15 protein-coding genes are annotated in these 18909 nt (G+C 73.9%); 8 read left to right on the forward strand and 7 right to left on the reverse strand.

Going from position 1 to position 18909, the window contains the following annotated elements:
• The first annotated feature begins 4 nt into the window (after positions 1 to 4).
• On the forward strand, positions 5 to 2569 hold the full coding sequence (locus LG396_RS33530) for an ABC transporter permease (protein WP_225797640.1): 2565 nt from the start codon (positions 5 to 7) through the stop codon (positions 2567 to 2569).
• A gap of 138 nt (positions 2570 to 2707) precedes the next feature.
• Here LG396_RS33530 and LG396_RS33535 read toward each other — a convergent pair whose 3' ends face one another.
• Positions 2708 to 2938 carry a DUF4287 domain-containing protein gene (locus tag LG396_RS33535; protein ID WP_018838348.1) on the reverse strand — a complete coding sequence of 77 codons (231 nt, stop codon included), beginning with the start codon at positions 2936 to 2938 and terminating at the stop codon, positions 2708 to 2710.
• Positions 2939 to 3057: 119 nt separating this feature from the next.
• Between LG396_RS33535 and LG396_RS33540 the strand changes: the two genes are divergently transcribed.
• Positions 3058 to 3366 (forward strand): hypothetical protein, encoded by a 309-nt coding sequence (locus LG396_RS33540; protein ID WP_018838347.1) that lies wholly within the window; start codon positions 3058 to 3060, stop codon positions 3364 to 3366.
• A 136-nt stretch (positions 3367 to 3502) separates the two neighbouring features.
• Here LG396_RS33540 and LG396_RS33545 read toward each other — a convergent pair whose 3' ends face one another.
• Complete coding sequence (locus tag LG396_RS33545) at positions 3503 to 4477, reverse strand: hypothetical protein (protein WP_225797641.1); 975 nt, start codon at positions 4475 to 4477, stop codon at positions 3503 to 3505.
• Between the two features lie 178 nt (positions 4478 to 4655).
• The gene (locus LG396_RS33550) at positions 4656 to 5888 is read right to left on the reverse strand and encodes an acetyl-CoA C-acetyltransferase (protein WP_018838345.1); all 1233 of its coding nucleotides are present in this window, start codon (positions 5886 to 5888) and stop codon (positions 4656 to 4658) included.
• Positions 5889 to 6125: 237 nt separating this feature from the next.
• Here LG396_RS33550 and LG396_RS33555 point away from each other — a divergent pair, with 237 nt between their 5' ends.
• Together LG396_RS33555 and LG396_RS33560 are read left to right on the forward strand one after the other, a co-directional pair.
• A complete protein-coding gene (locus tag LG396_RS33555; RefSeq protein ID WP_018838344.1) occupies positions 6126 to 7025 on the forward strand; it encodes a Bax inhibitor-1/YccA family protein in 900 nt (299 codons plus the stop codon).
• 81 nt (positions 7026 to 7106) lie between these two features.
• A complete protein-coding gene (locus LG396_RS33560) occupies positions 7107 to 7790 on the forward strand; it encodes a pyridoxine/pyridoxamine 5'-phosphate oxidase (protein ID WP_225797642.1) in 684 nt (227 codons plus the stop codon).
• Positions 7791 to 7793: 3 nt separating this feature from the next.
• On the opposite strand, the gene LG396_RS33565 is transcribed toward LG396_RS33560, so the two are convergent.
• Both LG396_RS33565 and LG396_RS33570 read right to left on the reverse strand, forming a co-directional pair.
• Positions 7794 to 9176 (reverse strand): APC family permease, encoded by a 1383-nt coding sequence (locus LG396_RS33565; RefSeq protein ID WP_225797643.1) that lies wholly within the window; start codon positions 9174 to 9176, stop codon positions 7794 to 7796.
• 82 nt (positions 9177 to 9258) lie between these two features.
• Positions 9259 to 10623, reverse strand: a complete 1365-nt coding sequence (locus LG396_RS33570) for a type III PLP-dependent enzyme domain-containing protein (RefSeq protein ID WP_225797644.1) — start codon at positions 10621 to 10623, stop codon at positions 9259 to 9261.
• A gap of 154 nt (positions 10624 to 10777) precedes the next feature.
• Here LG396_RS33570 and hutU point away from each other — a divergent pair, with 154 nt between their 5' ends.
• The 4 genes from hutU to hutI are packed head-to-tail and all read left to right on the forward strand — an operon-like array spanning position 10778 to position 16338.
• A complete protein-coding gene (gene hutU / locus LG396_RS33575; RefSeq protein WP_225797645.1) occupies positions 10778 to 12445 on the forward strand; it encodes a urocanate hydratase in 1668 nt (555 codons plus the stop codon).
• Between the two features lie 20 nt (positions 12446 to 12465).
• Positions 12466 to 13686 carry an allantoate amidohydrolase gene (locus LG396_RS33580; protein WP_225797673.1) on the forward strand — a complete coding sequence of 407 codons (1221 nt, stop codon included), beginning with the start codon at positions 12466 to 12468 and terminating at the stop codon, positions 13684 to 13686.
• Positions 13683 to 15080: a formimidoylglutamate deiminase gene (locus LG396_RS33585; RefSeq protein WP_225797646.1), complete on the forward strand. Its 1398-nt coding sequence runs from the start codon at positions 13683 to 13685 to the stop codon at positions 15078 to 15080. Before LG396_RS33580 ends, LG396_RS33585 begins: the two co-directional genes overlap by 4 nt.
• Positions 15081 to 15126: 46 nt before the next feature.
• A complete protein-coding gene (hutI, locus tag LG396_RS33590) occupies positions 15127 to 16338 on the forward strand; it encodes an imidazolonepropionase (RefSeq protein WP_225797647.1) in 1212 nt (403 codons plus the stop codon).
• Positions 16339 to 16405: 67 nt separating this feature from the next.
• Here the strand turns inward: hutI and LG396_RS33595 are convergent, their stop codons facing one another.
• Positions 16406 to 17749: an alpha/beta fold hydrolase gene (locus LG396_RS33595; protein ID WP_225797648.1), complete on the reverse strand. Its 1344-nt coding sequence runs from the start codon at positions 17747 to 17749 to the stop codon at positions 16406 to 16408.
• An 85-nt stretch (positions 17750 to 17834) separates the two neighbouring features.
• Positions 17835 to 18779 carry an RNA polymerase sigma factor SigF gene (locus LG396_RS33600; RefSeq protein ID WP_225797649.1) on the reverse strand — a complete coding sequence of 315 codons (945 nt, stop codon included), beginning with the start codon at positions 18777 to 18779 and terminating at the stop codon, positions 17835 to 17837.
• Positions 18780 to 18909: the final 130 nt, after the last annotated feature.

Genomic DNA, 18909 nt, shown 5'->3' on the forward strand with positions numbered 1-18909 from the left:
CCATATGCTTCGCACCGCCTTGCGCAACGTGTTCGCGCACAAGGCCCGGTTGCTGATGACCGTACTCGCCGTGATGCTCGGCGTGGCCTTCGTGTCCGGCACCCTGGTCTTCACCTCCACCATCTCCGACGCCTACACCAAGAGCTCGGAGCAGGGCTTCGACCACGTCGACGTACGCCTCCAGCCCGACGAGGACGCAGACGAGGGCCGCCCCGGCGACCCGCCCCCGCTCACACAGGACCTGCTGGACCAGGCCGCCGCCCTGCCCGGCGTGAAGTCGGCCACCGGCAACGTCGCCGGTTTCGCCGCGCTCGCCGACAAGGACGGCGACCTCGTCGGCGACGGCTGGTCCACCAGCGGCGCCAACTACTACCCCGCCACCGGTGACGGCGGCCGCGGCGAGGACCCCCGCTACCCGATGCAGGACGGCCGCGGCCCCGAGAACGCGAACGAGATCGCGATCGACGCCAAGACCGCGGAGCGCACCGGCTACGAGGTCGGCGACACGCCGCGGATGTCCGTCGACGGCCCCGTGCTCGAACCGACCATCACCGGCGTCTTCACCACCGACGACGGCAACGTCGCCGCCGGCGGCAGCCTCGTGCTCTTCGACACGGAGACCGCGCAGGACCTCTTCACCAAGCCCGGCGAGTACACCGAGATCGACCTCGCCGCCGCCCCCGGCACCTCCGAGAAGCAACTGCGGGCCGAGGCGCAGAAGATCCTGCCCGCCGAGTCCGAGGCGCTCACCGGCACCAAGCTCGCCGACGACCAGGCCCGGGAGATCGAGCAGGGCATGGACGGGCTGCGTACCGCCATGCTCGCCTTCGCCGGCATCGCGCTCTTCGTCGGCATCTTCCTGATCGCCAACACCTTCACCATGCTCGTCGCCCAGCGCACCAAGGAACTGGCGCTGCTGCGGGCCGTCGGCGCCAGCCGCCGCCAGGTGACCCGCTCGGTGCTCTTCGAGGCCGTCGCCGTCGGTACGGTCGCGGCGCTCGCCGGCCTCGCCGCCGGCGCCGGCATCGGCGCCGGGCTGCGCTCCCTGATGGGCGCCACCGGCCAGACCGTGCCCGACGGGCCGCTGATCGTCTCGCCCTCGACGGTGATCGTCTCGCTCGTCGTCGGCATCGTCGTGACCGTGCTCGCCGCCTGGCTGCCCGCCCGCCGGGCCGCGAAGATCCCGCCGGTCGCCGCGATGAGCAGCGTGCACGCCCAGGCGTCCACCCGCAGCCTCGTCGTCCGCAACGTCATCGGCGCGGTCATCGCGGGCGGCGGCGCGCTGATGGTCGTCGCCGGCACCACCGCGGACGACGGCAAGGCGCTCATGGGCGGCGGGGCCGCGGTCCTGCTGATCGGCATCTTCGTCCTCACGCCGCTGCTGTCCCGGCCGCTGATCGCGCTCTCCGCGCCGCTGCTGCGGATGTTCGGCGTCTCGGGCAAGCTCGCCCGCCAGAACGCCGTACGCAACCCGCGGCGCACCGCCGCCACCGCCTCCGCGCTGATGATCGGGCTCACCCTCATCACCGGTCTGACGGTGATCGGCAGCGGGATCTCCAACGCCATCGACAAGATGGCCACCGACGCCATGAAGGCCGACTACTCGGTCTCCATGTCGAACTTCACGCCGCTCAGCCCCGAGGTGGAGAAGAAGCTCTCCGAACTCGACGAGGTCACCGCCTCCTCCCCGCTGCGCACCGTGCCCGTCGCCATCGGCGGCGACGAGGAGGACCTCACCGCCGTCAAGGGCGAGGCCGTCGGGCAGCTGCTCGAACTGGACTTCGCGGAGGGCTCGTTCGACGGCCTTGCCGAGGGTGTCCCGGCCGGCGGCGGCGCGGCGAAGGCGATCGTCGACGACGACACCGCCGAGGACGAGGGCTGGAAGACGGGCGACACCATCGAGGTGACGTACCAGGACGGCGCCAAGGGCACGCTGACCGTCTCCGGCATCTACCACGGCAACGAGATGATCAAGGGCATCATGCTCGACACCTCGGTCGTCAACTCGCACGTGGACAAGATCACCGACTTCGAGGTCTGGCTGAAGACCGAGGGCGGCGAGAGCGGCGCGATGAAGGACAAGCTGGAGGCGGCCCTCGGCGACAACCCGGCCATCGCGGTGATGAACGAGGAGGACGTCTCCGAGGCCATCGCCGGGCTCATCAGCATGATGCTGAACATCCTCTACGCCATGCTCGGCATGGCCGTCCTGGTCGCGGTCCTCGGCGTGATCAACACGCTGGCCATGTCCGTCTTCGAACGCTCCCAGGAGATCGGCATGCTGCGCGCCATCGGCCTTGACCGGCGCGCGGTCAAGCGGATGGTCCGGCTGGAGTCGCTGGTCATCTCGCTCTTCGGCGGGGTGCTCGGCATCGGCCTCGGCGTCTTCCTCGGCTGGGCCGCCGGCGAGCTGATCTCCAGCTCGCTCGACACCTACTCGCTGGTGCTGCCGTGGGAGCGGATGGGCTACTTCCTCGCCGGCGCCGCGCTGGTGGGCATGCTGGCGGCGCTCTGGCCCGCCCGCAGGGCGTCGCGGCTCAACATGCTCGCGGCCATCAAGAGCGAGTAGCGCCGGAACGCACGGGGGAACGGGGAGACGGGCGGCCGCAGCCCGTCGGAAGGGCCCGCGCGGAGGGACTGCCCTCCCGCGGGCCCTTCGCCGTGCCGTGTACTCGGTCGTTGCGCCAGGGGTGCGCTCAGTCCCCTCCTAGAGCAATTTGCGCGCGGCCCGCCTCAGGTCGTACTCGTGGATGATCGCTTTGGCGTGGCCGTACGCCAGGTTGTGCTCGCCACGGAGCCAGCTCACTTTCTCCTCGAAGCGGAGGAGACAGGGACCGTCCTCGACGGTCCGCAGCCAGTCGGAGACTTCACGGCCGGTGCAGTGGGGGATGCGGGAGAGCAGGTTCCGGTGGGTTTCTGCGGAGAAGACTTGGGACATCGGCGCCTCCGGTATGCAGTCCTTCTCAGCACCGTGCCTGAGGGCGCGCCGATTGACAACCACCCGGAACGGGACGGCTCGAACCTCCCCCCGGGCTACCCGCGGGTTAGGCTCCACCCGTGCTCGACGTGCTCGACTTCGTGACCGCCGTTGACCGGATCGCCGACCGCCTGCGGTCGCTGCCGCAGAGCCGGCTGCGCGCGGGGGCGGCCGCCGCCGGGCTGGCGCTGGCGCGCGAGCTGTCCGCGCGGGCGCAGCGGCTGGAGGCGCCGGAGCGTACGCCGTACGAGATGCCGGCGGCGGGGGAGTTCGCGGTCGGGGACCAGGTGGCCGTCGCGGGGCGGGACCTGGCGGAGGCGCTGCGGGCGGCCGGTGACGCGCAGGGGCTCGCGGAGGCGCTGGCGGTGGTGCGGGAGGTCCGGCTGTGAACGAGGCGCTCTGCCGGGCGCGTACGGCTCCCGGGGGCCGGGCTCGGGAGTCCGGGCTCAGGTTGTCCGGGCTCAGGATCTCCGGGGTCCGGGTGTCCGGGGTCCGGTGTCAGGAGCCGGGGGCCGGGGGCCGGGGTCAGAGGGAGGCGATGACGCGGTCCGCGAGGATGTAGACGCTCTCGCCCGCGCAGTCGAAGGTCAGCGCGAACGCCCCGCTGATCGCTGAGCCGCCCAGCAGCACCGGCTCCGTGCCCCCGTCGAGCGCCTCCGCGAGCCGCTCCGCGGTGTCGCGGTGGCCGGGGGAGAGGCAGAGCGTGGTGCCGTCGGCGAAGACGTAGACGTCGAGCGTGCCCAGCGGGCCCAGCCGCACGTCGGTCAGCGGCGTACGGCCCGCCGCCAGGTCCTCCAGCCGGTTCACGGTGCGCTCGTGGTCGGCGACGGCCGGCTGCGGGCGGAAGTCGGGGTGCGAGGGGTGGCGGCGGCGGGCGGCGGCCAGCTCGGCGGACTCGCCCTCGGCGGGCGGCGCGTCCGCGGCGGCGGCGATGTCGTCCTGCTCCGCGGGGTCCGCGCACTCCGGCCGGTCCACGGCGTCCAGCCGGTCGAGCCGGTCCATGCGGTCCAGCCGGTCCATCGGGTCGAGCAGCGGCTCGAAGCCGGCGAAGTCGGCCTGGCGCGGTATGAACACCTCGCCGCCGAAGTCGACGGGGTCGCCGGGGAAGGGGGTCGCGTCGATGCTGTCGCGCGCCTCCTGCTCGGCCCAGAACGCCCGCGCCTCGGCCAGCTCGCGCTCCCGCTCGTCGGCGAGCGCCTGGGCGACGGCGATACGTATCTCCGCGGCAGGTGCGGGCCGGGCGGCCGGCACCGACGCCTCGTCCCCGGCCTGCGCCTCGCCGGCGGCGGACTCCGCCTCCGCCGCCGCGTTCGGGACCGCCTGCGCCCGCTCCCCGGCACCCCGCGCCGCGGCCCGGTCGGCCTGCGCGGTCTGCGCGGTCAGTTCGGCACGGAGCGTGACGACCTCGCGCCGCAGCCCGCTCACCGCACGCAGCACGGCGGCGCCGAGCAGCGCGGCAGAGGCGGCGGCCAGCAGGACGGCGAAGTTGGTGGCGCTCACTGTCGGACTCCCGATTGCTGTAGGACCCCCATGTTCTACCTCAGCCTGCCGGAGCGCAGAACCCCACCCCTAGCGGAAAATGGCATGAATAGGGCGGGCCTTTGGTCCCACCGCCGCCAAGGCGGGCGGCGGGGGCGCGGTTTGCGCACCCCCGCCGCGGTTGCGTACCGACGCGTTGCTAACTCAGCCGCTCCAGCACCATGGCCATGCCCTGGCCGCCCCCGACGCACATCGTCTCCAGCCCGAACTGCTTGTCGTGCCACTGCAGGGAGTTGATGAGCGTCGTGGTGATCCGCGCGCCCGTCATGCCGAAGGGGTGCCCGACGGCGATGGCGCCGCCGTTGACGTTCAGCCGGTCCGGGTCGATGCCCAGATCCCGGTACGAGGGGACCACCTGCGCGGCGAACGCCTCGTTGATCTCCACCAGGTCGATGTCGCCGATCGACATCCCGGCCCGCGCCAGCGCCTGCCTGCTCGCCTCCACCGGGCCCAGGCCCATGATCTCGGGCGACAGCGCCGAGAGCCCGGTCGAGACGATCCGCGCCAGCGGCGTGAGACCCAGCTCACGCGCCTTGGTGTCGGACATCACGACGAGGGCCGCGGCGCCGTCGTTCAGCGGGCAGCAGTTGCCGGCGGTGACCATCCCGTCGGGGCGGAACACCGGCTTCAGCCCCGCGACGCCCTCCAGGGTCACCCCGGCCCGCGGGCCGTCGTCCTTGCTCACGACCGTGCCGTCGGGGGTGGTGACGGGCGTGATCTCGCGCTCCCAGAAGCCCGCGGCGATGGCCTTCTCGGCGAGGTTCTGCGAGCGCACGCCGAACTCGTCCATGTCCTGCCGCGTGACGCCCTTGGCCCGCGCCAGGTTCTCGGCGGTCTGCCCCATGGCGATGTACACGTCCGGCACCAGCCCGTCCGCGCGCGGGTCGTGCCAGCCTCCCCCGTCGAAGGCCGAGCCCTTCTCCTGCCGTTCCGCGGTACGGGCCTCGGCCTCGGCGAAGAGGGGGTTGTGGGTGCCGGGCATGCCGTCGGAGGAGCCGTTCACGAACCGCGAGACCGTCTCCACGCCCGCCGAGACGAAGACGTCGCCCTCGCCGGCCTTGATGGCGTGGAACGCCATCCGCGTGGTCTGCAGGGAGGAGGAGCAGTAGCGCGTGATGGTGCAGCCCGGGAGGTGGTCCATGCCGAGCTGCACGGCGACCACGCGGCCCAGGTTGTGCCCCTGCTCGCCGCCGGGCAGGCCGCAGCCGAGCATGAGGTCGTCGATGTCCTGCGGGTCCAGGCCGGGCACCTTGTCGAGGGCGGCCCGGACGATGCCGGCGGCCAGGTCGTCGGGGCGGACGTCCTTCAGCGAGCCCTTCCCGGCCCGGCCGATCGGGGAGCGGGCGGCGGAGACGATCACGGCTTCGGGCATCAGGGCTCCCAGGGGACGCGGAGGGTCGGGGTCCTGGGCTGAAGTTACCCGTACGTAGTGAAGGGGTCACGGTTCTCGTACTGTGACGCGGACCTCAATTTCTGAGCGCTTGCTTACTACGGGCCGGGAAAGACAGGGAAAAGGCTTGTGAAAGATCCTCCTGAGGTCTGGCGCGATGTCTTTGCCTACCCATTACTCTTGTCCCAAGGCCGCGCAGTGCGGCCACTGAGGAGTGAGATGAGGAGCAGCAACCCGGTCTTCACGCGACGGGGGTTCAGCCGCGAGGGCGGTTCGGCAGGCTTCAACGCGCCGTCGCAGGCCGGGGGCCCCACTGCCGCCCAGGGCAACAACCCGTACGCCCAGCCCGGCACCAACCCGTATGCGCAGCAGCCGGGTGCCGCCCCGCGGAACCCCTACGCGCCCGCGGACCAGCAGCAGGGCGAATGGGCGCCGTACGCGGCGCCCGCCGGCGGCCGGATGACCATGGACGACGTCGTGTCCCGCACGGGCATGACGCTCGGCCTGGTGATCCTCGCGGCCGTCGCCTCCTGGATCACCTTCGACGGTGAGAAGTCGCTCGGCATCGGCCTGGTGGCCGCGCTCGGCGCCTTCGTGCTGGCGATGGTCCAGGCGTTCAAGCGCCGGCCGATCCCCGCGCTGATCCTGTCCTACGCGGTGCTCGAGGGCGTCTTCCTCGGCATCATCAGCGAGTACTTCAACACCTACGTCGACGGCGCGGTCATGCAGGCCGTGCTCGGCACGATGGCGGTGTTCTTCGGTGTGCTCGTGGCGTACAAGCTGCGGATCATCCGGGTCACGGCCCGGTTCCAGCGGTTCGTCATCGGCGCGGCCATCGGCTTCGTGCTGCTGATGGCGGTCAACATGTTCGCCGCGCTCATCGGCGGCGGCGACGGCATGGGCCTGCGCAGCGGCGGCCTCGGCATCCTGTTCGGCATCATCGGCGTCGTGCTCGGCGCGTGCTTCCTGGCCCTGGACTTCAAGCAGGTCGAGGACGGCATCGCCTACGGCGCCCCGAAGAACGAGGCGTGGCTCGCCGCCTTCGGTCTGACCCTGACCCTGGTCTGGATCTACCTGGAGATGCTGCGCCTGGTGGCCATCCTCCAGGGTGGCGACTGACACGACTCGCACGACTGACCGTGTGGCCCGGCCGGAGGCGTACGCCCTCCGGCCGGGCCACCGGCATGAGTAGGGGGAACCATGGCCGACGAGGCGGAGAAGGCCGACGGGGCCGGCGGCCTGAGGCGGCTGCTGCGGGGGATCCAGGTCTTCGAGGGCGACCTGCCGTCGTTCGACCCGCGGGAGACCCCGGACGGGCCGGTCGCGCTCTTCACGGACTGGCTGCTGGACGCCGTACGGGCGGGGGTGCGCGAGCCGCACGCGATGACCCTGTCGACGGCGGACGCGGACGGCGCGCCGTCGGCGCGGGTGCTGATCCTCAAGGACGTCGGCCCGGACGGCTGGCAGTTCGCCTCGGACGCAGGCAGCCCGAAGGGCCGGGAACTTGCCGGGCGGCCGTACGCGGCGCTGACGTTCTACTGGTCGCCGCTGGCCCGCCAGGTGCGCATCCGGGGCCCGGTCGCCGCGGCGGACCCGGAGCTGAGCGCCGCGGACTTCCTCGCCCGCGGGGCGGGCGCCCGCGCGGAGGCCCTGCTCGGCCGCCAGTCCCGCCCGCTGGCGGACCCCGCGGAGCGGGACGCGGCCGTCGGCGAGTCGCTGGCGCGGGTCGAGGCGGATCCGGGTCTGGTGGCGCCGGGGTGGACGCTGTACGCGGTGCGGCCGGAGACGGTGGAGTTCTGGCAGGGCGACAAGGCGCGGCGCCACACCCGGCTCGTATACGAGTCGGCGCCACCCGGGTGGACGAAGCGCTTGCTGTGGCCCTGAGACTCACTTCTCCCCGGTCTGGCCGGTCTGGCCGGCCGCTCGCAGGGCGACCTGGTTGACGATCCACAGCCCGATCCCGATGGCCAGCAGCACGCCGGCCCGGATGTAGACGTCCGCGGGCCGGTCCGACAGCGGGCTGGCCAGGATCCCGGCGGTGACGGCGCCCAGCACGGGTATCCACGTCGGCGCGCGGAAGTGCTTGTGGTCGACCGGGTCACGGCGCAGCACGAGCACGGCCACGTTGACGACGGCGAAGACGCACAGCAGCAGGAACGAGGTGGTGTCGCCGAGCCCCTCGATCTCGCCGGTCGACACCAGCCCGATCGCCAGCGCCGTGACGAACACGATCCCGACCACGGGCGTCCGCCGCCCCGGCAGCACGCGCCCCATGCCGCGCGGCAGCACGCGCTCGTTGGCGAGGCCGTAGCAGAGCCGGGAGGCCATCATGATGTTGATCAGGGCCGAGTTGGACACCGCGAAGAGCGCGATGAGCGCGAACAGCTTCGCGGGGAAGTCCACGCCGCTCTCGTCCACGACCAGCAGCAGCGGCCCGCTGGATCCGGCCAGCCGCTCGTGGTCGACCATCAGCGAGGAGACGAGCGCGACGAGGACGTAGATCGTGCCGGTGATCGCCACCCCGAGGAAGATCGCCCGCGGGAAGTTCCGCACCGGGTCTTTGGTCTCCTCCGCCATGTTGACCGAGTCCTCGAACCCCACGAAGGCGAAGAACCCCAGCGCGGTCGCCCCGAGCACGCCGGTGAGCACGGCGTACCCGGTCCCGCCGGTGTCGAACTCCGTCAGCCGCGACGGCTCGCCCTCGCCGGTCAGCACGGCGGCGACGCCGATGCCGAGGATCACGAGCAGCCCGGTCACCTCGACGACGGTCAGCACGACGTTCGTCTTCACCGACTCGGAGACGCCGCGCAGGTTGAGCGAGGCCAGCACGACGACGAACAGGATGGCGATGAGCGTCGGCGAGATGTCGACGAACTCCTGGAGGTAGTCCCCGCTGAACGCCCGCGCGGCGGCGCTCGCGGACGACAGCCCGGAGCACATCACCATGAACGCGACGATGAACGTCAGGAACGGCACCCGGAACGCCTTCTGCGTGTACAGCGCCGCCCCCGCGGCCCGCGGGTACTTGCCGACCAGCTCGACGTACGAGGCGGCGGTGAGCATCGCCACCACGAACCCGATCACGAACGGCACCCACAGCGCCCCGCCGATCCGCCCGGCGACGGCGCCGGTGTTGGCGTAGATGCCGGTGCCGAGGATGTCGCCGACGACGAAGAGCAGCAGCAACTTGGGCCCGATGGCCCGCTTCAGCGGCGTACCGCCGCCGTCGGAGGGTGGCGGGCCGGCCGCTTCGGTGGATGAATTCAGCATGCCCCTGCCAATGCCCACCCACCCCTTACACCAACCCCTTACCTCGGGGCGGCCGGCTGAACCCGCCCTGCGGGCGCGGGCGTCAGGTGAGTGTGGTGAGGGAGGTGGCGTGGGGGCCGCCGGATTCCTCGACGATCTCCGGGAGGGTCTGGGCTGTTCTGACCGTGGCGAAGCGGACCGTGCCGGCGGTTGTGGTGAAGCCGTGGACGGCCGGGCGGGGGAGGCTGTTGTAGGAGAAGGGGTTGGAGAAGTAGTACGCGCCCGTGTCGAGGAGGGCCACGTGGTCGCCCGCCGCCAGCGGGGGGAGTTCGCGGGCGCGGGCCACCAGGTCGCCGGCGAAGCAGCACGGGCCCGCCACGTCCTGGGCGACCGGGGTGCCCGTCTTGGGGGCGCCCGCGGCGTCGTACGCGGCCACGCGCAGCGGCCAGGCGTCCGGCGCGAAGACGGTGCGTACGGCGACCTGGACGCCCGCGTGGGTGACCGCGATGGGGCGGCCGCCGGCGGACTTGGCGTACTCGACGCGGGCCAGCACCAGGCCGTTCTTCGCCAGCAGCGAGCGGCCGAACTCGGTGATCAGCGCGTAGCGGCCGTCGAAGAGGCCCGGGATCTCGGTGCGCAGCAGGCGCGCGTAGTCGGCGAAGGCCGGTGTGGTCTCGTCGGAGTCGAAGTTGACAGGCAGGCCGCCGCCGATGTCCAGCGTGGTGACCTGCCGCCGGCCGGCGGCCGCGTTGATCTCCTCCGCCAGTTCGTACGCCGCCCGCACCCCCGCGGCCATCAGCGGCAGCGGCACGCCCTGCGAGCCGGTGTGGGTGTGCAGGGCGGTCAGCCAGGGGCGGTCCGCGTACGCGCGGACGAGCCAGTCGCGGGCGCCCTCGTCCTGGAGCGTCACGCCGAACTTCGAGGTGGCCGTCGCCGTGCTCATCGCGCCGATGCTGCCGCCGCCGACCTGCGGGTTGATTCGTACGCCGATCGCCGAGCGGGTCGGCGCCGAGCGGACCAGGCCGTCGATGCGGGCCAGTTCCTCGGGGTTGTCGGCGTTGACGGCGATGCCCAGGGCCAGCGCGCCGCGCAGCTCCGCGGCGGTCTTGGCGGGGGAGTCGAGCACGGTGCGCTCCGGGGGCACGTCCGCCGCGCGGGCCAGCTCCAGCTCCCCGGGGCTGGCGACCTCCGCGCCCAGGCCCTCGGCGGCGAGCAGCCGCAGCACCGGCACCAGGGCCGCGGCCTTGACCGCGAAGGAGTGCAGCACCGGCGTCCCCGGCGCGACCACCTCGTCGAACGCGGCCCGCAGCGCCGCCGCCGACTCCCGGATGCCCGCGACGTCCAGCAGCCCCACCACCGGCTCGGCGTCGGACACCAGCCCCTCGGTCAGCGCCGCGCGCACCGCCAGGTCGCGGCGGGCGGCGAGCGGGAGGTCCTGCGGTACGGAAACGGGCTCGTCGTAAGGCATGGCGGCAGTCAATCATCCGTCCGCAAATGCTGTCGTACGGCGTCCAGGTGTCGGACGCGAGGCAGGGGCGCGAGGCAGTCTTGACTAGGGTAATTCAGTCGCGTCAGGATGTGTTTCTGTTCATTCAGGACGGATGGCGCGCCAGGAGGCAGGCATGGCAGGACCCCGACCCGTGCGGGCGCCGCGCGGCACCCAGCCCAGCGCCCGCGGATGGCAGCAGGAGGCCGCCCTGCGGATGCTGCAGAACAACCTCGACCCCGAGGTCGCCGAGCACCCCGACAAGCTCGTCGTCTACGGCGGCACCGGCAAGGCCGCCCGCGACTGGGACTCCTTCGACGCCATGGTGCGTACGCTCACCACCCTCGGCCCGGACGAGACGATGCTGGTCCAGTCCGGCCGCCCCGTCGGCGTCATGCAGACCCACGAGTGGGCCCCCCGCGTCCTCATCGCCAACAGCAACCTCGTCGGCGACTGGGCCACCTGGGAGGAGTTCCGCAGGCTGGAGGCCCTGGGGCTGACCATGTACGGCCAGATGACCGCCGGTTCGTGGATCTACATCGGCACGCAGGGCATCCTCCAGGGCACGTACGAGACCTTCGCCGCCGTCGCCGCGAAGAGGTTCGGCGGCACGCTCGCCGGGACCCTCACCCTGACCGCGGGACTCGGCGGCATGGGCGGCGCCCAGCCGCTCGCCGTCACCATGAACGACGGCGTCGCCCTGTGCATCGAGTGCGACCCCTCCCGCATCGAACGGCGCCTGGAGCACGGCTACCTCGACGCGAAGGCCGACAGCCCCGAACACGCCCTGCGGCTGGCCACCGAGGCCCGCGACGCCCGCCGCCCGCTGTCCGTCGGCGTCCTCGGCAACGCCGCCGAGCTGGTGCCGCGGCTGCTCGCGGAGGGCGCGCCCATCGACATCGTCACCGACCAGACCTCCGCCCACGACCCGCTCGCGTACCTCCCCCTCGGCGTCGACTTCGCCGACATGGCCGCGTACGCCGCCGAGAAGCCCGCCGACTTCACCGCCCGCGCCCGCGAGTCGATGGCCCGGCACGTCGAGGCCATGGTCGGCTTCCAGGACGCCGGCGCCGAGGTCTTCGACTACGGCAACTCCATCCGCGGCGAGGCCAGGCTCGCCGGCTACGCGCGCGCCTTCGACTTCCCCGGCTTCGTACCCGCCTACATCCGCCCCCTGTTCAGCGAGGGCAAGGGCCCCTTCCGCTGGGCCGCGCTCTCCGGCGACCCCGCAGACATCGCCGCCACCGACCGCGCCATCCTCGACCTCTTCCCCGAGAACGAGTCGCTGGCCCGCTGGATCCGGCTGGCCGGCGAGCGCGTGCACTTCCAGGGCCTGCCCGCCCGCATCTGCTGGCTCGGCTACGGCGAGCGCGACCGGGCCGGCGAGCGGTTCAACGACATGGTGGCGAGCGGCGAGCTGGCCGCCCCGCTGGCCATCGGCCGGGACCACCTCGACTGCGGCTCGGTGGCGTCCCCGTACCGCGAGACCGAGGCCATGCGCGACGGCTCCGACGCCATCGCCGACTGGCCGCTGCTCAACGCGATGGTCAACGTCGCCTCCGGCGCGTCCTGGGTCTCCATCCACCACGGCGGCGGCGTCGGCATGGGCCGCTCGCTGCACGCCGGCCAGGTCACCGTCGCCGACGGCACGGCGCTCGCGGGCGAGAAGATCCGCCGGGTGCTGACCAACGACCCGGGCATGGGCGTCATCCGGCACGTCGACGCGGGCTACGAGCGGGCCGAGGAGATCGCGGCGGAGCGCGGCGTGCGCGTACCGATGCGGGAAGGCGACACCGCGCCGTGAGCCCGTCCTCGTTCCAGGAGATGTGGCGCGAGCTGCGCCCCCTCGGGCGGTACGCGCCCTCCGGCGGCTACCGCCGGTTCGCGTGGACGGCCGCCGACACCGACTGCCGGGCCTGGTTCCGGGCGCAGGCCGAGGCCCGCGGGCTCGCGTACGAGACCGACCGCAACGGCAACCAGTGGGCCTGGCTCGGCGACCCCGCCGCCGGCGGCGCCGTCGTCACCGGCTCCCACCTCGACTCCGTACCCGACGGCGGCGCCTTCGACGGCCCTCTCGGCGTCGTCTCCGCCTTCGCCGCCCTCGACGAGCTGCGCGCCCGCGGCGCCCGCCCCGCCCGCCCCCTCGGCGTCGTCAACTTCGGCGACGAGGAAGGCGCCCGCTTCGGCCTGGCCTGCGTCGGCTCCCGCCTCACCGCCGGGCAGCTGTCCGCCGCCGACGCGCACGAACTGCGCGACGCCGACGGCGTCACCCTGCCGCGGGCCATGGAGCGCGCGGGCCACGACCCCGGTGCGATCGGCCCCGACCCCGAGCGGCTCGCGCGTATCGGCGCCTTCGTCGAGCTGCACGTCGAGCAGGGCGTGGCGCTCGCCGGTACGGACCACGGGGTGGGCGTGGCGTCGGCGATCTGGCCGCACGGCCGCTGGCGGTTCGACTTCCGCGGCGAGGCCAACCACGCGGGCACGACCCGCATGGAGGACCGCCGCGACCCGATGCTGACCTACGCGCACACGGTGCTCTCCGCCCGCAAGAAGGCCGCGCAGGCCGGCGCCCGCGCCACCTTCGGCAAGGTCGCCGTCGAGCCCAACGGCGTCAACGCCATCCCCGCGCTCGTCCGCGGCTGGCTCGACTCCCGCGCCGCCGACGAGGAAGCCCTGCACACCCTCGTCGCCGCCGTCGAGCAGGCCGCCCGCGAGCGCGCCGGACGCGACGGCACCGCGGTGGAGGTCACCCGCGAGTCGCTGACACCCGTCGTGGACTTCGACGACGCCCTGCGCGACCGCCTCGCCGCGCGCCTCGGCGGCGCGCCCCTGCTCCCGACGGGTGCGGGACACGACGCCGGAATCCTGTCGGGCGCGGTGCCGGCGGCCATGCTGTACGTACGGAATCCGACGGGCGTCTCGCACGCACCGGCCGAGTCGGCGGACGAGGACGACTGCGCGGCGGGCGTACGGGCGCTGGCGGACGTGCTCGCGGACCTGGCCGGAGAAGGGGACGCGGCACAGCGAACGGAAGGGGCCGCGTGACGACGTACTGGGCGGAGCAGGCGTGGGTCGGCGGCGTGGTCGAACCCGGCGTCGTCCTGGAGGCGGCGGCGTCCGGCGGGCTGCTCGCCGCGGTACGGACCGGGGCCGGCGCGCCGCCGCCGGGCGCCACCGTCCTGCGCGGCCTCACCCTGCCCGGCCTGGCGAACGCCCACAGCCACGCCTTCCACCGAGCCCTGCGCGGCACCGTCCAGGTCGGCTCCGGCACGTTCTGGACGTGGCGCGAGGTGATGTACGACGTCGCCGACCGGCTCACCCCCGACACGTACTACGACCTCGCCCGCGCCGTCTACGCCGAGATGGCGCTCGCCGGGATCACCTGCGCCGGCGAGTTCCACTACGTCCACCACGCCCCCGGCGGCGCCCGCTACGACGACCCCAACGCCATGGGCCGCGCCCTGATCGCCGCCGCCGCGGCGGCCGGGATCCGGCTGACGCTGCTCGACACCGCGTACCTGGCCGGCGGCTTCGGGGAGCCGCCGGGGCGGCACCAGGTGCGCTTCAGCGACGGCGACGCCGAGGCGTGGGCGGAACGCGCGGCGGCGCTCGCCGCCGACGGCGCCGGCAGCGGTTCCGGATCCGACGCCGCCGACACCGCCGATGCGGCAGACCCCGGCGGCACCACCCGCATCGGTGCCGCCGTCCACTCCGTGCGCGCCGTCCCCGCCGGCCAGCTCGCCACCGTCGCCGCCTGGGCCGCCGACCGCCGCGCCCCGCTCCACGTCCACCTCTCCGAGCAGCCCGCCGAGAACGAGGCGTGCGCCGCCGCCCACGGCGTCACCCCCGCCCGCCTCCTCGCCGACCACGGCGTCCTCGGCCGCCGCACCACCGCCGTCCACGCCACCCACCTCACCGCCGACGACATCGCCCTCCTCGGCCGCAGCGGCACCGGCGTGTGCATGTGCCCCACCACCGAACGCGACCTCGCCGACGGCATCGGCCCCGCCGTGGCCGTGGAGCGGGCGGGCAGCCCGCTGTCCCTCGGCAGCGACAGCCACGCCGTGGTCGACCTCTTCGAGGAGACGCGGGCGCTGGAGCTGAACGAGCGGCTGCGCACCCGCCGCCGCGGCCACTGGACCGCCCACCACCTGCTGCGCGCCGCCACCGAGGGCGGCTACGCCGCCCTCGGCTGGGACGCCCCGGCCCGGCTGGAGCCGGGCGGGCTCGCGGACTTCACCACCGTGGCGCTGGACAGCGTGCGCACGGCGGGCGCCATGCCGCGGCTCGGCGCGGAGACGGCGGTGTTCGCGGCGACGGCCGCGGACGTGCGGCACACGGTGGTGGCGGGCCGGCACGTCGTACGGGACGGGGTGCACGCGCTCGTGGAGGACGTCCCGGGGGCGCTCGCGGCGGCCGTCGGGGCGCTGCGCGGCTGACTCCCGAACCCGACCCGGCACCCAACCGACCCACGAGGGCAGGACCATGACCGCCGCAACCACCGCCGCAGCCACAGCCGTCGTCAACATCGGCAGCCTCGTCACCAACGACCCGGCGCTCGGGGACGGCCCGCTCGGGCTGCTGGCGGACGCGGCCGTCGTCTTCGAGGGCGACCGCGTCGCCTGGGTCGGCGCGACCGGTGCGGCGCCGGCCGCGGACACGGCGTACGACGCGGCGGGCCGGGCGCTGCTCCCGGGCTTCGTCGACTCGCACTCCCACCTCCTCTTCGCCGGCGACCGCACCCGGGAGTTCGCCGCCCGGATGTCCGGCCGCCCCTACACTGCGGGCGGCATCCGTACGACGGTCGCCGCCACCCGCGCCGCCACCGACGCGGAACTGGCGGCGAACCTCGCCCGGTTCGTCCGCGAGATGCTCCGCCAGGGCACGACGACGCTGGAGACCAAGTCCGGCTACGGCCTGACGGCGGCGGACGAGTCGCGGGCGCTGCGGGTCGCGGCGGAGCAGGTCGCGGGGGTGGAGGAGGTCACGTACCTCGGTGCCCATGTCGTCGCGCCGGAGTACGCGGACGATCCGGCCGCGTACGTCGACCTGGTCACCGGCGAGATGCTCGACGCCTGCGCGCCGTACGCGCGGTGGATCGACGTCTTCTGCGAGAAGGGCGCCTTCGACGGCGACCAGGCGCGGGCGGTCCTCACCGCGGGCAAGGCGCGCGGCCTGACCCCGCGGGTGCACGCCAACCAGCTGTCGTACGGGCCGGGCGTGCAGCTCGCCGTCGAGCTGGAGGCGGCGTCGGCCGACCACCTGACGCACCTGAGCGACGCGGACGTGGCCGCGCTGGCGTCGGGGGCGACGGTGGCGACGTTCCTGCCGGGCTGCGAGTTCTCGACGCGGGCGGTCTACCCGGACGTGCGGCGGGTGCTGGACGCGGGCGCGACGGTGGCGCTGTCGACGGACTGCAACCCGGGCTCGTCGTTCACCAGCTCCATGCCGTTCTGCGTGGCCGTCGCGGTACGGGAGATGGGCATGACGCCGGACGAGGCGGTGTGGTCCGCGACGGCGGGCGGCGCGGCGGCGCTGCGGCGCACGGACGTGGGCCGCCTCGCGCCGGGCGCGCGGGCGGACGCGGCGCTGCTGGACGCACCGAGCCACGTGCACCTGGCGTACCGGCCGGGGGTGCCGCTGGTGGCGGAGGTGTGGCGGCGGGGGGAGCGGCTGCCCGGCGCGGGCGGCAACTGAGGCGGGCGACGGCGGGAGAGCGCGCCTGTCGGCAACAGACGGCGGCAGCCGGGAGGGACCCTTCCCGTCAGCAACCGAGGCGGGCGTCCGGGGGGTCCGCCGCGGGGCGTGCCGTCAGGTGGTCCACCGCCGCGCGCTCCGCGCACTCGTTGCCGAAGCCCACCAGCCCGTGCCGCCCGCCGGGCACCGTCAGCAGCGGCGCCCGGAACCGCATCGCGACCCGCTCCGCGCCGGCCGCCGGCGTGCGGATGTCGTCCTCGCTGTTGACCAGCAGCAGGTCCGCCCCGTCCGCCGCGCCGTAGCCCCCGTCACCGCCCGCCGGGCGGACCGCGCCCAGCGGCTCCCCGCGCCCCGGCCAGTGCACGCAGGGCGCGTAGTCGCGCGCCACCGTCCGCGTACGCCACCGCGCCTCGTCCGCGTCGTCCAGCTCCCGCAGGAGCGCGCGCAGGTTCCCCGGCCACCGGAAGTCCGTGCAGTGCACGCCGAGGAAGAGCGCGAGCGGCGGCGGCCCCGGGTCCAGCTCGTCGAACGCCGCCCGCACGTCGGGCGGCACCTCCTTCGGTACGGCCCTGGCCGTCGGCTCGGGGACCTGCTCGTCGTCCAGCTCCTGGCGGGTGTGCAGGGTCCTCAGTACATAGGACGTGCCCGGCCGGTCCGGGTCGACGACCCCGTCGAAGACCGCCGCGCGCACCCGCTCCGGGTGACGGGTGACGTAGACCTGGCCGGCGACGGTGGCGTAGGAGTGCAGCAGCAGGCTGATCCGCTCCTCGCCCAGCGCGCGGCGGACCCGTTCCAGATCCGTCGCGCCGGCGCGGGAGCCGAGGCGGGCCAGCAGCGGGCCGTGGGAGAGGCGGCAGCCCTCGACGTAGTCGCGGGCGGCGGCGTCAACGGCGCCGACGTCCCTGACGAGCCGCAGGCTGCGCGCGGCGCCGAGGCGGTCCAGGGCGCCGCGGGGCTCGCCGCAGTCGACGCGGTGGCTGCGGCCGGTGCCGCGGCGGTCGTAGCCGACGATGTCGAACCGGTCGCGCAGCGCCCGCGGGTAGTCGACGCCGGCGGAGACGGCCTCCTGGAGGCCCGACAGGCCCGGCCCGCCGGGTGCGAGGACGAGCGCGCCGATGCGGCGGTCGGGGTCGCGGGCGGGCAGGCGCGAGAGTGCCAGGCGCAGGGTCTCGGGACTGCCGCCGCCGACGGGCACGGTGACGCCGCGGCACTCGCGCCGCTCCATGCCCGTCAGCGGGCAGGGGCTCCACTCGTCGCCGGCGGGGTCCGGTCCGTACGAAGCGCCGCCGCCTGGCGGCTCCGGCCCGTCCCCGTCAGGCGTCCCGCACGCGCCCGTCCACGCCAGCGCCAGCGCCGTGAGCAGGGCGAGCACCGGGGCGGGGCGGCCGGGCCGCCGCCGGGGGGAGGCCATGAGCCGATCATGGCACCGCCTCCCCGGAAACCCGGGGAGGCGGCTCTCGGTCCGGTCATCGGCCGGATGCCCGGCCGGGTGCGGCCTAGTCCTCGGCCATCAGGCCCTTGCGCAGCCGTACCAGCGTGCGCGACAGCAGCCGCGAGACGTGCATCTGCGAGATGCCCAGCTCCTCGCCGATCTCCGACTGGGTCATGTTCGCCACGAAGCGCAGCGAGAGGATCTTCCGGTCGCGCGGCGCCAGCTCCGCTATCAGCGGCTTGAGGGACTCGACGTACTCGATGCCCTCCAGCCCGTGGTCCTCGTAGCCGATGCGGTCCGCGAGGGTGCTCTCGGAGTCGTCCTCCTCGGGCTGCGCGTCCAGCGAGCTGGCGGTGTAGGCGTTCGAGGCGGCCATGCCCTCGACGACCTCCTCCCGGCCGATGTCCAGCCGTTCGGCCAGCTCGTCGACCGTGGGGGCGCGGTCGAGCTGCTGAGCCAGCTCGTCGCCCGCCTTCGCCAGGTCGAGGCGCAGCTCCTGCAGCCGCCGCGGGACGCGTACGGACCAGGAGGTGTCGCGGAAGAAGCGCTTGATCTCGCCGATGATCGTCGGCATCGCGAAGGTGGGGAACTCCACGCCGCGGGTGGGCTCGAAGCGGTCGATCGCCTTGATGAGCCCGATCGTGCCGACCTGGATGATGTCCTCCATCGGCTCGCTGCGCGAGCGGAACCGGGAGGCGGCGAACTTCACCAGCGCCAGGTTGAGTTCGATCAGGGTGTTGCGGACGTACGAGTACTCGTGGGTGCCCTCTTCGAGGGTGCCGAGCCGGTCGAAGAGCGTCTTCGACATCGCCCGCGCGTCCCCGGGGGCCACCTCGTCGAAGGCGATGCCCTCCAGCTCGTCGATGGTCCCGGTGAAAGGGGCCGCCGCGGTGTCCTCGGGGGTCGCTTCCGCGGCTTCCTCGCCGTGGTGCCCTGTGTGGTCGTCGCCGTGCTCGGCGTGGGGTCGTGCCGGCGGCGTGCTCGCCGCGGCGTCGAGCCGGGGTGACATTTGTCCTCCAACGTTCTCGGCATGTGGCTGCCGATGCCATTACCTGTCCGCTGTGGTCTGCGGCGCCTCCCATAGCCACGTGTTGTGAGTGCCTCTAGGCCTACCCCCTTCTTCCCTCCGGTGCAAGAAT

The sequence above is a fragment of the Streptomyces aculeolatus genome (assembly GCF_020400605.1).
Classification (GTDB): Bacteria; Actinomycetota; Actinomycetes; order Streptomycetales; family Streptomycetaceae; genus Streptomyces; species Streptomyces aculeolatus.